The organism is Rhodanobacter sp. UC4438_H5, from assembly GCF_052978405.1.
In genome coordinates this window covers 517,933-531,185 of record NZ_CM129672.1, presented here as the reverse complement: position 1 = coordinate 531,185, position 13,253 = coordinate 517,933, and the positions used below count along the sequence as shown (strand labels likewise).

The following is a 13,253-nucleotide window of genomic DNA, read 5'->3' as shown; positions in this document are numbered from 1 at the left end:
TTGAGGTTGTAGAAAAAGTCGGTTTGCCAAGTTGATCGCGGCGGCGCCGAAAATCGCCCTCACAGGAGGCGCTAGAATCGACGCGCAGCACCTTGGGAGGGGTCGAAGTACCCCCGGAAATCGGCAAATTTCTTGACCAAGGACTTTTTCTACAACCTCGTTAGGCACCAATTCAGGGCGGGATTCCATGAATCATAAATTTATAAGCACGTTCATCTCGGCCACTTGCCGCGTAGTCTTCGTAACGAGCGTGGTGCTTATTCTGGCCTCGTGCGCAACTGAGCCAAAGCAAGCGATCAACAAGCCGAGCAGCCAAGACATTGATTACGCGCTCTCGAATGCTATGAACTGCATCAAAGCAGCTATTCCACAATTTGACGACGGGGTATCTAGTGCTGAGACAGTTGGGCACGCAGCTGTCGGGAGCTGCACTTCTGAGATTGATGCCTATACGGAGCTTAATCTTCGTGGCACACCAATAAGTACGTCTGACTATCCAGAAATGTCTGAAAAGATTAAGACTATTTTTTCGAACGTTACCGTTCAATTGGTGTTGAAGCGACGCGTGAACAGCGCAGGATCGTAATATCGCCATTGGCGTAATGCCTAACAATTCGTCCAAGCGGAAGAAGCGCCACCTCGTCAGACGGACAGTTCACCGAGGCGCGGGAGCGGAAATTCCTGGCGTTGATCCCACTGTCCGTGAGGTAGAATCCGCCGCGCAAGGGGGGCGACATGCCGGTTTTGCGTCCAATCACCGAAGCCGAGTTCGCAGCCTGGCGTGACGCCGTGATTCCTGGCTATGCGCAAGAGAAAGTGAGGTCGGGCGACTGGCCTCCGGAGAACGCGGTTGACCGCGCGCGCACGCAGCTTGACGAGCTTTTGCCCCAGGGAGCGGCGACGCGCGACAACTGCCTTTTCACCATAACCGGACCCGTCGACGAGCCGGTGGGGACCCTCTGGTTCGCGGTGAAGGAGCGAGGCGGACGTCGGGTAGCCTACATCTACGATGTCGTCATCGCTCCGCAATATCGTCGCCAAGGCCACGCGGCACGTGCATTCGCCGCGCTCGAGCAGAAAGTCGCCCATCTTGGCCTGGAGGGAATCGCCCTTCACGTCTTCGGCCATAACCAGGCGGCCCATTCGCTGTATGTCAAGCTCGGCTTCGTGGAAACGGACATCACCATGTTCAAGCCGATCGACGCCGCGTAAGTTTCCTCGTCAGGCAGATGCGGCGAGAGCGGATCGAGGTTCGGGTCAATCGCCGTTGGCCACCCCCGCTATCACCGGCAACAGCACGGCGCTGCGCCCATCGCCCCCGTGCTCGATCGTCACCGTGGCCTTGCGGTAGTCGGATGGCTTGGCGAAGAGGATGTTGGGCACGTAGCTCTGCGGGTTGCGGTCGTAGAGCGGGAACAGGCTGGACTGGATCTGCACCATGATCCGGTGGCCGGGCTTGAACTCGTAGTTCACGGTCGGCAGGCGGAACTTGTATTCCTGCACCTGGTTCGGCGGGATCGGCGACGGGTCGGCAAAGCTCCTGCGATAGCGGCCGCGGAAGATGTCCAGCGAGACCGGCAGCTCGTAGCCGCCCATCGCGGGATCGGTCGGATCGGTGCCGGGGTAGACGTCGATCAGCTTGACCACGAAGTCGCCGTCGGTGCCGGTGGTGCTGGCGAAGATGTCGGCGACCGGCGCGCCCTGGACCTTCACGGTGCGGGTCAGCACCGGCGTGACGTAGGTGAGCACGTCGGGCCGGGTTTCGGCGAAGCGCTGGTCGTGGACCAGCCAGGTGCGCCAGCGGTCGTTTTTCTGCGGGATCGGGCGCGGCAGGTAAGGCACGGGCTTGGCCGGGTCGGAGACGTAGCTGTCGCTGCCGCCGGTCGGCTGCTGGAAGCCGAGGCCCATGTCTGCCTGCAGGTAGAGCGGGGTGAGCGACTGCTCGCTGGCCGGCTTCCAGTTCGCGAAACTGTCCCAGTGTTGCCCGACCGCGTTGTAGATCATGGCTTCTGGCAGCGGCTTGGGCAGCGGGGTGCCACGCAGGTAGTGGTTGAACCAGGGGATCATCACGTTCTGGCGGAACTGCGCGGTGGTGTCGCCCGGCCATTTGAGCGGCCCCATGTTCCAGCCGGCGCGGTTGATCTGGCTGTGCCACCACGGCCCAATGACAAGGTGGTTGTTGGCGCCGTGCCCGGCCCTCTTGAGCGCCTCCCAGGCATGCACGGCGCCGTAGATGTCCTCCTGGTCCCACAGGCCCTGCAGCCACATCGTGGGCACGCTGGAAGGATGCGCGACGAGCAGCCTGTCGAGTGCCTGCAACTGCCAGAAGGCGTCATAGGCCGGGTGGGCGGAGAAGCGATTCCACCAGGGCAATTGCCTGAAGCCGTTGGCCTCGGCGTAGGCACCGGCCGAGCCCGCATCGAGGAAATTGGTGTAGTCGTCGTAGCTTTCTCGCGGGATGTTTTTCCCCTCGCCCCGCTTGCTCATCTGGCCGCTGAAGTAGTCGAGGTTCACCTGGCGCAGGGCGCCGTAGTGGTACCAGTCGTCACCCATCCAGCCATCGATCATCGGGCTTTCCGGCGCCGCGACCTTCAGCGCGGGATGCGGGTGGAGCAGCGCCATCGCGACCGTCCAGCCGTCGTAGGACGAGCCGATCATGCCGACCTTGCCGTTCGATTCCTTCGTGTTCTTCACCAGCCAGTCGATCGTGTCCCAGGCATCGGTGGTGTCGTCGGTGGTGGTCGGGTTCAGCGGCCCCATCGGCGGGCGCGTCATGACATAGTTGCCTTCCGATCCGTACTTGCCGCGCACGTCCTGCCAGACCAGGATGGTGCTGCCGTCGGCCCAGTCCTTGTCGCCCGACCACACCGCGTCGGCCATGTGCGGGCTGTTGCCGGTCACGAAGCTGTCGGTGTTGTACGGCGTGCGCTCAAGCAGGATCGGCAGGTCGTGCGCGCCCTTCGGGATCAGGATCACGGTGTGCAGCCTCACGCCGTCGCGCATCGGGATCATCATGTCGCGCTTGATGTAGTCGAAGTTGCCGTGCGGCTGCTTCCAGTCGGGCGGGATGTCGGACCCGGTCTGGATCATGTCGGGCGTGACCTTCGCCGAAGCCTGGCCCGCCGGAGGCATCGCGAACGCGGCGGCTGACAAGAGGCAGACAAGCGAAACGAGTGCCGCGCCCAGCGTGGTCTTCTTCATGTCCAGGGTCCCCCGTGATGATGGTCGTGTCCGCAAATCTGCCGCGGACGGCGGATTCAACTCCGAAGTGCAGCGCGCTTGAACGACCGCTCGAACACTTCTTGCGGCGTGCGAAAGCCTAGCCGCTTCCGCGGGCGGTTGCCGGGTTTGTCTTCGATGTGCTGGATGAAGGCGTCGTCGAAGGTGGCCCGGTTGCAGCCTTTGGGCAAGCACTGACGGATCACGTTCGTGTTTTCGCCGGCACCTCGCCCCCCACGAATGGTACGGGCTATCGGGTCAAGTACGTGTGCTTCGCCTGGCCCGTGCCCGCGGCTATAGTGCTCGCGGGGACCTCCCCCTGTTGCTCTCCAGCGCGCCGCGGCCGCACGGCCGGCGGCGTCGCGGCAGGGCTGCGCTCTCCTTTCCGACGGTTGCGTGCGAGGCCTCGCGCCACCGACCCATTCACAACCTCAAGCGAGATCACAAGGATGAGGAATCGACGTACTGCCACCCTGCTGGCGCCGGCGCTGTTCACGCTCATGGCCGTTGCGCCGCGACCGGCCTCGGCCGGCGTATACACCGACGACCTTTCGAAGTGCCTGGTATCGCGCACGACGTCCGAGCAGAAGGCCGTGCTGGTCAACTGGATGTTCTCCGCCATGTCACTCAACCCGGCGGTCTCGCGCTACGTGTCCATCCCCGCGGCGCAGCGCAAGCAGTTCAACATCGACATGGCGCAGCTGTTCGAGACGCTGCTGACGGTGACTTGCAAGAAGGAGATGCAGGCCGCCGTCAAGTACGAGGGGAGCGGCGCCGTGGGCGCGGCCTTCAACATGCTCGGACAGGTGGCCGGCAGGGAGTTGTTCTCGAACCCCGAGGTTGCCAAGGGCATGGCCGACCTCGAACAGTACATGGACCAGGACAAGCTCAAGGCGGTGATGTCGGCCGCGGAGTGACCCCATGCCGAGGCACCGTGCACCCCTGAAGACCGCGGCGCGATGCTGCGGTTTTCCCGCCGCGGAGCCTCCCATGAAGAACGACGCGCCACGCGGCCCCGGCCTGCATGAGCCAGGCGAGCTGATGGGGCCGCGCCAGCAAGAACATCACGCTGGGTCGCACGCACCCGACGCTGCCGGTTCCGGTGAGCGCTGAAGCCACCGGCGACGCGCCGGGTTGAAAAAGGAAACGGAGGCCTGTGCCTCCGTTTCTGCATCGATTCCGTGGAAAGCCTTCAGTGCAATGAGGCCAGCTTCACGTTCTTCGCCTTCAGCGCCTGGGCGACGTCGTACATCGCCTGGTTGAGGATCTTGTGGGTGTTCTCGTCGGCTCCATGGCCGTACTTGGCGTCGATGTCCTGCATCACCTTGACGTGGATGTCGTGCGAGAGTGCCTTGTCGAACAGCAGGCCGGACCACCAGCTGCCGTCGGCAGCCGTGCCGGCGCTGACCAGGGTGCCGGCGAGCTTGGCGCCCTTGAGGTCGGCCGGCGCCGCAGGCAACGTCACGCCGGCTTCGGTGGCGCGCTTGAGGCCGTCGTTGACGGCGAAGGTCATGCCGTTGATGAAGTTGGTCACGCTCTCATGGCCGTACTGCTTGGTGAGCTTGGCCACCTCCGCGTTGACGGTCTTTTCGCCCAGCATCGAGACCAGCGCCGTGGAGAAGCTGAAGTTGTCGGCGCCGCCACCGGCCTTAACCAGCGCGGCGGTCACATCAAGTGCCGGGGCGCCGAGGTAAGTCTCGCCGCCGAACCAGTTCATCGCCGACGCGTTCATCTGCGCCTGCGGTGCCGCGGCCGGGGCTTCGGCGGAAATCGCCACGCTGGCAAAGGCGATGCCGCCCAGGGCCAACGCTGCTGCCAATACGTTTTTGCGCATGTTCATGGTCATCACTCCTCTTGCATGGAAACGCGTCACGCCGTTCGTGGCGTGGCGTCATTCAGTTCGCGCATGTGCGCGAGAAAATCTCCGGCCGGGTACAGGCCGTCGAGCAGGCGGCGACTCTCGGCCGACAGCAGGCCTTCGAAACGTCCGGCCAGCTCGCTGCCCAGGATCGCCAGCGTGGCGCTTTGCTGGATGTAGGCCGCCGTCAGCGAAACCACCAGCGGTTGCTCGGTGAATATCGCCGTGATGCCGCTGCCGGTGAAATAGCCCAGCAGTGCCGCGTGATCGTCGCTGACCACCAGCAGCCAGCGCGCGCCGCCGGAAACCATGGCGCAGCGATGGAGGTCACCTACGCAGCCGCCGCATTCCACCTCGCAACCTTCCAGGCACAAGGTGGTGATGGCCACGCCGCGCTCTCGTGCGGCACGCAACGGCGCGGCCAGGTGCGCGGCCTCGGTGGGCTGCAGCGCGATGCGCAGGCTGGTCGCGCTGGCTTCGATCAGCTGTCCGGCGCGCTCCAGTACTTCGTCGTCGCGCAGGTTCAATACCATCGGCGGATGACGCTCGCGCGACAGCCGCGACAGCGCCTCGCGGGCATCGCCCACCGCCTTGCGCCGCTCGGCATCGATGTCGCGCAGGAGCTGTTTCGGCGCCGTGGCGACATAGGCCGCGCCGGCCGTGCGTTCGACCCGCACGGCCGCGCCGCGCGCGACCAGCTTGCCCGCCACCGCGTAGACGTTGGCGCGTGGAATGCCGCTGGCCTTGGCCAGCGCATAGCCGTTGAGCTCGCCGCCGGCGACCAGCGCTGCATAGGCGCGCGCCTCGTACTCGGTGAAGCCGAGCTGCTGCAGCGCGTGCAGGATATCGCTGCCTGGCTTGTTAGTAGTCATATGCATAGCAACTATACGCCGCAGCCGGTAGTGGTCAAGCCTTTCCGCCCCGCCGCAGGGCCGTCCGCCCGCCGCAAGGCAACCGGCGCGGGCCTGTACCATCACCGTGACGGGATGACCTGCCCGCCCGGCCAGCCGGCCCGATTTGCCGGCACAGGAATCGCCACTTGTCCCGTTATCACGGTCCGCTGCTGACCCGCCCGATCGCCGACGACCTGCTCGCCGCGCGCGATGCCGGCGCCGCCACCTGGACCGGTTCGCTCGACCTGGGCCTCAGCCACGACACGATTGCGTTGCTGGCCGACGGCTGGCGCTGGCGCGACACGCTCCATCCCTACCCCGGCAAGCTGAAGGAGCGCACGGTCTACTTTTTCGATGGCGATGACTTCGCGCCGGTGGCGCGCTTCGCCGGTTCGCTGATCAAGCTGGTGCCCACCGAGTGGGGCGTGCCCACGTTCGAAATCGACGGCATCAAGATGCTGCCCACGGCCAAGGCCTCGCCGCTCGCCGATGCGCAGCGCAAGGTGGCGCTGGTCGAACCGCGCGGCAAGGCGGTGCTCGATACCTGCGGCGGCCTTGGCTATTTCGCGGCGTGCTGCCTGGAGTCCGGCGTGGCGCGCGTCCAGTCGTTCGAGAAGAGCGCCGACGTGCTGTGGCTGCGCACGCTCAACCCGTGGTCGCCCGACCCGGCCGCCAGCGACGGTCGTCTGCAGATGGAGCACGCCGACGTGGCGCAGGCCATCGGGCAACTCGCCGATGCCTCGTTCGATGCGCTGCTGCACGATCCGCCGCGTTTCGGCATCGCCGGCGAGCTGTACTCGCAGGTGTTCTACGGGGAGCTGGCGCGGGTGTTGCGTCGCGGCGGGCGGCTGTTCCACTACACCGGCAGCCCGAACAAGCTGACCAGCGGACGCGACGTGCCGCGCGAGGTGGCGCGCCGGCTGGAGCAGGCGGGGTTCCGGGCGGAGCTGGCGCTGGACGGGGTGCTTGCCATACGGCGGTGAGCGGGTACGGCGGCGCTTCGACTCCGCCCGCTGCACGGGCTACGCTCAGCGCGAACGGTGGAGGGGTGAAGCGGGCGGTAGGGCGGGCACCGCCCGCCGTGGTCGTGCCACGAAAGGCCGGCGGGCGGTGCCCGCCCTACGCGTTGCTCGCGATGCGCGATGAGGATGCGGCGGCGTTTCGACGGCGCCCGCTGCACGGGCTGCCCTCAGCGGGAACGGTTGAGGGACGGGGGCGCGTCGGAGGATGCATCCGCGCCGCGCTGCACCGCCTTGATGAAGGCACGACGCGAGGCTACCAGCGCCTTCGAGGTCGCCTGCGGCCACGCACCCACCTGCACGATCACGAGTTGCCGCGCCGGATCGACGTAGACCATCTGGCCGAAGATGCCGATCGCGGCGTAGCTGCCGTCGGCATCGGTCCACCACAGGTAGCCGTAGCCGTGGCCGGGGCTGGCCAACTCCTGCTGCTTGCGCATGGCACCGTGCAGCCACGCGTCGGCGATCACCGGCTGGCCGTCGATGCGGCCGCCGTCGAGCATGAACTGGCCGATGCGCGCGTAGTCGGCCAGGGTGGCGGAGAGCCCGCTGCCGCCGGTGTCGCTGCCGTCGCATTCGTCCTTCAGCCAGTACGCGTCCGAGGTCATGCCGTACGGCTTCCAGATCGTCTGCGACAGATAGCCCGCCAGCGACTGGCCGGTGGCGCGCTGGACCAGGATGCCGAGCAGGTCGGTTTCGGCGGTGTTGTAGTTCCAGTGCGTGCCGGCGGGCCAGGCTCGCGGCAGCTTGGCCAGGTACGAGATCACGTGCGGCTGGCCGTTCTCGCAGGCGCTGCGGTACATCTGCGCCACGTCGGAACGCGGGTCGTCGTAATCCTCGTTCCAGCGCACGCCGGAGGTCATCGTCAGCAACTGCTGCACGGTGACCTTGGCGTAGGCGGTGCCGCGCAATTGCGGGATGTAGGTCTCCAGCGTGTCGTCCATGCCGTGGATGTCGCCGCGACGCAGCGCGATGCCGAGCAGGGTCGAGGTGACCGACTTGGCCACCGAGAACGACGTCCAGCGCTGCGCGGGTCCGAAGCCGGGTGCGTAGCGCTGAATACGGATGCGGCCATGCTGCAGCACCATCACGCCAGCCAGGTGGTGCTCGCTCATGTAGCCGGCCAGCGTGACGCCGGCGGCGTCCCAGCGCGGAACCAGCGGCTCACCCTCGGGCAAGGCGTGCACGTGGCTGCCGTGCGCCACGCGGTCAGCGGGAAACAGCTCGTACATGCGCGGAAACTGCGCCGTGCGCTGCGCCTGCGTCCAGAACAGCACGTCCTCGCGTTGCTGACCCACGCTGGGCGCATCTTTGGCCAACAGCGGCAGCGGCACAGCCAGGCACAGCACGAGGGAAAGCAGACGCAAGCCGAGGGTCGAACGCATGATGGTTCCGATGGTGGGGCGAACGCGATTGCGTCAGCCGGAGAATGGGCAAAGGCTGCATTCGCCGGTGCGACAGCCGTTCGATTCTAGTCGTCAGCCTCACGGGTCGTCATGCCTCAGGTCAGCGACATGACTCGCGTCGCTGGCATGGCGGTCGTGAAGAATGCACCGCCAGGTCGAATGCAGGACGACTCAAACCCGCCGGGGCCCCGCGGGAGCCCGCTCGCGGGCGATGCTCTTCACCTTGCGAATCCCGAATCCCGAATCCCTGACCCCCGCCCCAACAGCATCACCCGCCAGCAGGCTCGTGCAGGCCGGGCGTCGCTCATTGGACCGCGGGCGGCGTCGCCACCAGCTCGGCCACCACCGGGAAGTGATCGGAGGGATAGCGCGCACCTTCATGCGTGGTCACCGTGCTCACCGTGCGCGCCTTGAAGCCGCGGCTGAGAATCCAGTCGATGCGCCGGTCGGGCGTGCCGGTGAAGTTGTGGAACGTCCTTGCCGGGCCCGAGCGCGTGGCGGCTTCGATCCAGGCGTCATGCAAGCCGGCGGTCAGCTTCGCGTGCACCGGCGTGTCCGGCGCACAGTTGAAATCGCCGGTGAGGATGACCCGCGCATCGGCCGGCAGCTGGTCGATCCAGCGCAGGATTTCGGCGGCGCTGAGCATGCGCGGGCGCACGTCCTGGTCGCGGTAGGGGAAGTGCGTGTTGAGGTAGTCGAACGTGCCGCCGCCATCGCGCAGGCGGAACCGCGCCCAGGTGACCATGCGCGGATACGGCTGGCCCCAGGTGATGCTGCCGGGTACGTCCGGCGTGTCGGACAGCCAGAAATCGCCGGAGCGCAGCACCTCCAGCCGATCGGTGCGGTAGAACACGCCCATGTGCTCGCCCTTGCTGCCACCCTCGCGACCCTGGCCGAACCAGGCGTAGCCGGGCAGATGCGCGGCGAGGTATTCGCCCTGCTCCTCGGTCAGCTCCTGCGTGCCGAGCACGTCCGGGTGCTGCGCGCGGATCACCTGCACCATCAGCTCGCGCCGGTTCTCCCACGCGTTGGCACCCTGGTCCACCGGCACGCGCACGTTGAAGGTCATCACGCGCAGCGGTGTGGTGCCTGCCGATGCCGTGACCGACACCCCCACTGCCAGCGCGCAGGCGAACATCGCAATCCAGTGACGTGGGCTCATGGTTCTGTCCTCCAGATCTCTTGAAGCAAATCGGATGAGGTTCGATTGGGGTTGGATTCCTCGCTCCAGCCGAACCCTCACCCCAACCCATCTCCCAGAGGGAGAGGGGCTTTACACCCGCGCTCGCGGCTCTACTTCCGTGCCGCGATGATGTCGCCGAGGTAATCCGGCGTGCCCTCGATGCGCTGCAGGTGCGGATACTGCAGCCCGCCGTGGTAGTCCACCGCCACGGTGCGGAGGCTGCCTTGGTATTTCAGCAGCAGCTTGATCGGCGTCTGGTTGCCCTTGGCCGCGGTGATCGCGTCCTTGAGCACGTCGGTGCCGTACGCCTGCCCGTTCACCGCGACCACGGTGGCGCCGGTGCTCACGCCGGCCCTGAACGCCGGGCCGTCCCAGCGCACGTCGTTGATCTCGCCGCCCTTGGTGAGCGTCAGCCCGATCGACCAGGCGAAGTTGAAGATGTGCCGCGGCGATTCCGGGCGGCTCTCGTACTGCTTTTCATAGGCGCTGGGCTGGTCGGTGTAGACCAGCTTCCAGCCGGTAGCGGCCAGGCCGCTGGCCAGCGGGGGATCCAGCGTGTCCACGCGCGCGTGCAGGAAGCTCGCCCAGTCGTTCTTCGCCACGCCGTTCAGTGCCGCCACCACATCGTCGAAGGTATAGGTCCTGGTGACGAAGCTGCCGTCGTCGACGCCGAAGAAGGCACGGGCGAAATCATCCAGCGATTTGCGCCCGTGCGTGAGGCTGCGAATTTTTGCATCCACCGCCAGCCACATCATCTGGCCGCCGCTGTAGTACTCCTCGCTCATTTGCCAGCTGCGGTACGGCAGCGCCGCGCGCAGCGCAGCGGTGGGATCGTTGGTAGTGTCCTCCAGCGTGCGCCAGCCGAAGCCGACCCGGTTGCGGTCGTAATTGGCCGCGACCATCGCCAGCGCATCGCGGAACTGCTGCGCCGTCCACAGGCCGGAGCGCGCGGTCAGCACGAAGCCCCAGTACTGGGTCTGGCCCTCGTACACCCACAGCAGCGAATCGCCCATCGGCACGTTGAAGTTCGGTGTCCACAGATCCGCCGGACGGCGGAACTTGCCGTTCCACGAATGGGTGTACTCGTGCGCCAGCAGGTCGCGGTTGGGCGCGGTGTCGGACCAGGCGGTGAAGTAGTCCGCGTCCAGGCCGTTCTCGCTGGACTGGTGGTGCTCGGTGCCGTTGCCGGCCAGCACGTCCGACAGCGAGAACAGGAAGTCGTAGTGGTCGTAGTGCTGCGAGCCGAACAGCTTCACCGCCTGGGTCACCAGCGCGCGGTGCGCCTTCAGCTGCTGCGGGGTGATCTCCAGGTACTTCGGCGCATCCGCGACGATGTCCAGGTGCACCGGCACCTTGCTGTCCGGGGCAAGGTCCACGCGCTTGAAATAACGCCCCGCGTAGACCGGCGAATCCACCAGCGTGTTGAAGGTCACCGGCTTGAACGTGACGGTGTCGCCCTTGCGCGCCGAGGTTTCCAGCGCAGTGCCGAACTGCCAGCCCGGCGCCAGCGTGAGGCTGGGCGCGACCGTGATGCCGCGCGTGTAGTGCCCGGCCGGATACAGCGCGACCTTGCTCCACGCCATGTCCATCATGCGGTCGGTGATCTCGAAGCCGCCGCGGCGCGGCGACAGGTACTGGAACTGCACGTCCAGGCTGGACGCGCCTGCGGGCACGTCGAGGTGGAACGCGTAGACGTTGTACTTGTCGCGCTTCCACGCCACCGGCTTGCCGTCGGCGCGGAGCTTCAGTCCGGCCAGCATGTCGATCGGGCCGGTGGGCGAGTGGTCGCCGGGAATCCACTGCGGATACAGCAAGGTCAGCGCACCGGCCGTGACCGGAATCGTCTCCTGCACGCGGAAGATGCCCTGCGCCGTGTCGCTGGCATCGACATGCAGCGCGATCGTACCGGCGTACGGCGTGTCCTGCGGGTCCGGCACCTGCAGGCTGCGCTGTTGCTGCGCCAGCGCGGTGCCGGCAAACAGCGCCAGCGAAGTCGCCAGCATGCAAGTGCAAGCCAGCCGGCGCATGGCCGACGAGCGGGCGGAAGGACGAGCGGGCATGGGCGACTCCGTGATGCGGCGGGAAGTGCATCAAACTAGCACCACTGCCCTGGCGCATGGCAGCGTACCCCTGCCCGCAGGAACCTGCGGCCATGTACCGGCAGGTAGCACGCGACCTGCTTTCCACGACAAGGCTTCCGCGTGACGCGGCACGGGTTGCCGGGTGGCGGGTTCGCGCGACGCAGGCATTTGCTTGGACGACGGCGACCCGCGGCGTATCCTGAGCGGCGCTGATGGCCGACCGCGTGACTGCGCTGCCCGGTGCGGCCGGCGGCCCGATCCGGCGTGCGGCGTGGGCACGGCAGGCACCCCTCCACCCGTGATGCTTCCCCGCATGAAAGACACCGTGTCGAACACTTCCTCCCTCGCCACCGCCAGCGAAGCGGGCGGCGCGCCGCCGGTGATCGCGGCGGCGACCACCACGCCGCTGTCGACCACGCGCTACGGCGTGCTGGGCGCGGTGAGTTTCGTGCACGTGCTCAACGACATGATGCAGTCGGTGATCCTGGCGATCTACCCGCTGCTCAAGGGCGAGTTCGCGCTGAGCTTTTTCCAGATCGGCGCGATCACGCTGACCTTCCAGCTGACCGCCTCGCTGCTGCAGCCGGTGGTGGGCATGGTCACCGACCGGCATCCGCTGCCGTACACCCTGCCGGTCGGCATGTGCTTCACCCTGGCCGGCCTGTTGCTGATGTCGGTGGCGCCGAGCTACCCGGTGCTGTTGCTGGCGGTGGCGCTGATCGGCTGCGGCTCTTCGGCGTTCCATCCGGAATCCTCGCGGGTGGCGCGGATGGCCTCGGGCGGGCGCTATGGCCTGGCGCAGTCGGTGTTCCAGATCGGCGGCAACCTGGGCCAGGCGCTGGGGCCGCTGATGGCGGCGGGCGTGGTGCTCACGCTGGGCCGCGCGCACGTGGGCTGGTTCGGGCTGGCGGCGCTGCTGGGCATCGTGGTGCTGCTGCAGGTCAGCCGCTGGTACAGCCGACACATCGAGGAGCGCGTGCGCAAGCACCTGGCCTCGGACCAGCCGCCGTTCCCCGCGCCGGTGGTGCGCCGCACGCTGGGCGTGCTGATGGTGCTGATGTTCTCCAAGTTCTTCTACCTGGCCAGCATCAGCAGCTACTACGAGTTCTACCTGATCCACCACTTCGGCCTGTCGATGACCACCGCCACGCACCTGCTGGCGGTGTTCCTGATGGCCGTGGCCGCCGGCACCCTGTTCGGCGGCCCGCTCGGCGACCGCATCGGGCGCAAGCAGGTGATCTGGGTGTCGATACTCGGCATCGCGCCGTTCACCCTGCTGCTGCCGCACGTGGGGCTGGCATGGACGGTGGGCCTGAGCGTGGTGATCGGCGTGGTGCTGGCATCGGCCTTCCCGGCGATCATCGTCTACGCGCAGGACATGATGCCCCACCGCGTCGGCATGGTGTCAGGCATGTTCTACGGGCTTTCGTTCGGCCTCGGCGGCATCGGCGCGGCCGTGCTCGGCGTGGTGGCGGACCACTACGGCATCGTGTTCGTGTACCAGGTCTGCGCGTTCCTGCCGCTGCTGGGATTGCTGGCGGTGTTCCTGCCCGACGTGCGACCGCCTGCGCGCGCGTGACCGCGCCGGGTGTGC

General features: G+C 66.8%; 11 protein-coding genes. 5 read left to right on the top strand and 6 right to left on the bottom strand.

Annotated features, from left to right (window positions below; genetic code table 11):
• Positions 1 to 187: 187 nt before the first annotated feature.
• Entirely contained in the window at positions 188 to 586 is a 399-nt protein-coding gene (locus tag ACVCL9_RS02415; RefSeq protein WP_447099263.1) for a hypothetical protein, read from the top strand.
• A gap of 149 nt (positions 587 to 735) precedes the next feature.
• Positions 736 to 1,212 carry a GNAT family N-acetyltransferase gene (locus tag ACVCL9_RS02410; protein ID WP_447099264.1) on the top strand — a complete coding sequence of 159 codons (477 nt, stop codon included), beginning with the start codon at positions 736 to 738 and terminating at the stop codon, positions 1,210 to 1,212.
• Between the two features lie 45 nt (positions 1,213 to 1,257).
• On the opposite strand, the gene ACVCL9_RS02405 is transcribed toward ACVCL9_RS02410, so the two are convergent.
• On the bottom strand, positions 1,258 to 3,201 hold the full coding sequence (locus ACVCL9_RS02405; protein WP_447099265.1) for a CocE/NonD family hydrolase: 1,944 nt from the start codon (positions 3,199 to 3,201) through the stop codon (positions 1,258 to 1,260).
• A 467-nt stretch (positions 3,202 to 3,668) separates the two neighbouring features.
• Here ACVCL9_RS02405 and ACVCL9_RS02400 point away from each other — a divergent pair, with 467 nt between their 5' ends.
• Positions 3,669 to 4,136, top strand: coding sequence for a hypothetical protein (locus ACVCL9_RS02400; protein WP_447099266.1), 468 nt, complete (start codon positions 3,669 to 3,671; stop codon positions 4,134 to 4,136).
• A gap of 275 nt (positions 4,137 to 4,411) precedes the next feature.
• Here ACVCL9_RS02400 and ACVCL9_RS02395 read toward each other — a convergent pair whose 3' ends face one another.
• Both ACVCL9_RS02395 and ACVCL9_RS02390 read right to left on the bottom strand, forming a co-directional pair.
• Complete coding sequence (locus ACVCL9_RS02395; protein ID WP_395117454.1) at positions 4,412 to 5,059, bottom strand: hypothetical protein; 648 nt, start codon at positions 5,057 to 5,059, stop codon at positions 4,412 to 4,414.
• 29 nt (positions 5,060 to 5,088) lie between these two features.
• A complete protein-coding gene (locus ACVCL9_RS02390; protein ID WP_447099267.1) occupies positions 5,089 to 5,949 on the bottom strand; it encodes a TrmB family transcriptional regulator in 861 nt (286 codons plus the stop codon).
• A gap of 167 nt (positions 5,950 to 6,116) precedes the next feature.
• Between ACVCL9_RS02390 and ACVCL9_RS02385 the strand changes: the two genes are divergently transcribed.
• Positions 6,117 to 6,953 (top strand): class I SAM-dependent methyltransferase, encoded by an 837-nt coding sequence (locus ACVCL9_RS02385; protein WP_447099268.1) that lies wholly within the window; start codon positions 6,117 to 6,119, stop codon positions 6,951 to 6,953.
• Positions 6,954 to 7,159: 206 nt separating this feature from the next.
• Here the strand turns inward: ACVCL9_RS02385 and ACVCL9_RS02380 are convergent, their stop codons facing one another.
• From ACVCL9_RS02380 to ACVCL9_RS02370, 3 genes are all read right to left on the bottom strand, one after another.
• Positions 7,160 to 8,374, bottom strand: a complete 1,215-nt coding sequence (locus tag ACVCL9_RS02380) for a serine hydrolase domain-containing protein (protein ID WP_447099269.1) — start codon at positions 8,372 to 8,374, stop codon at positions 7,160 to 7,162.
• A gap of 325 nt (positions 8,375 to 8,699) precedes the next feature.
• Complete coding sequence (locus ACVCL9_RS02375; protein WP_447099270.1) at positions 8,700 to 9,557, bottom strand: endonuclease/exonuclease/phosphatase family protein; 858 nt, start codon at positions 9,555 to 9,557, stop codon at positions 8,700 to 8,702.
• A 131-nt stretch (positions 9,558 to 9,688) separates the two neighbouring features.
• The gene (locus ACVCL9_RS02370; RefSeq protein WP_447099472.1) at positions 9,689 to 11,605 is read right to left on the bottom strand and encodes a M61 family metallopeptidase; all 1,917 of its coding nucleotides are present in this window, start codon (positions 11,603 to 11,605) and stop codon (positions 9,689 to 9,691) included.
• A gap of 367 nt (positions 11,606 to 11,972) precedes the next feature.
• Here ACVCL9_RS02370 and ACVCL9_RS02365 point away from each other — a divergent pair, with 367 nt between their 5' ends.
• Positions 11,973 to 13,238, top strand: a complete 1,266-nt coding sequence (locus tag ACVCL9_RS02365; protein WP_447099271.1) for an MFS transporter — start codon at positions 11,973 to 11,975, stop codon at positions 13,236 to 13,238.
• Positions 13,239 to 13,253 lie beyond the last annotated feature (15 nt).

Excerpts from the sequence above, each read along its gene's own strand:
- ACVCL9_RS02415 (WP_447099263.1), top strand. The coding sequence starts at position 188 with ATGAATCATAAATTTATAAGCACGTTCATCTCGGCCACTTGCCGCGTA.
- ACVCL9_RS02410 (WP_447099264.1), top strand. The coding sequence starts at position 736 with ATGCCGGTTTTGCGTCCAATCACCGAAGCCGAGTTCGCAGCCTGGCGT.
- ACVCL9_RS02405 (WP_447099265.1), bottom strand. The coding sequence starts at position 3,201 with ATGAAGAAGACCACGCTGGGCGCGGCACTCGTTTCGCTTGTCTGCCTC.
- ACVCL9_RS02400 (WP_447099266.1), top strand. The coding sequence starts at position 3,669 with ATGAGGAATCGACGTACTGCCACCCTGCTGGCGCCGGCGCTGTTCACG.
- ACVCL9_RS02395 (WP_395117454.1), bottom strand. The coding sequence starts at position 5,059 with ATGAACATGCGCAAAAACGTATTGGCAGCAGCGTTGGCCCTGGGCGGC.
- ACVCL9_RS02390 (WP_447099267.1), bottom strand. The coding sequence starts at position 5,949 with ATGACTACTAACAAGCCAGGCAGCGATATCCTGCACGCGCTGCAGCAG.
- ACVCL9_RS02380 (WP_447099269.1), bottom strand. The coding sequence starts at position 8,374 with ATGCGTTCGACCCTCGGCTTGCGTCTGCTTTCCCTCGTGCTGTGCCTG.
- ACVCL9_RS02375 (WP_447099270.1), bottom strand. The coding sequence starts at position 9,557 with ATGAGCCCACGTCACTGGATTGCGATGTTCGCCTGCGCGCTGGCAGTG.
- ACVCL9_RS02370 (WP_447099472.1), bottom strand. The coding sequence starts at position 11,605 with ATGCGCCGGCTGGCTTGCACTTGCATGCTGGCGACTTCGCTGGCGCTG.
- ACVCL9_RS02365 (WP_447099271.1), top strand. The coding sequence starts at position 11,973 with ATGAAAGACACCGTGTCGAACACTTCCTCCCTCGCCACCGCCAGCGAA.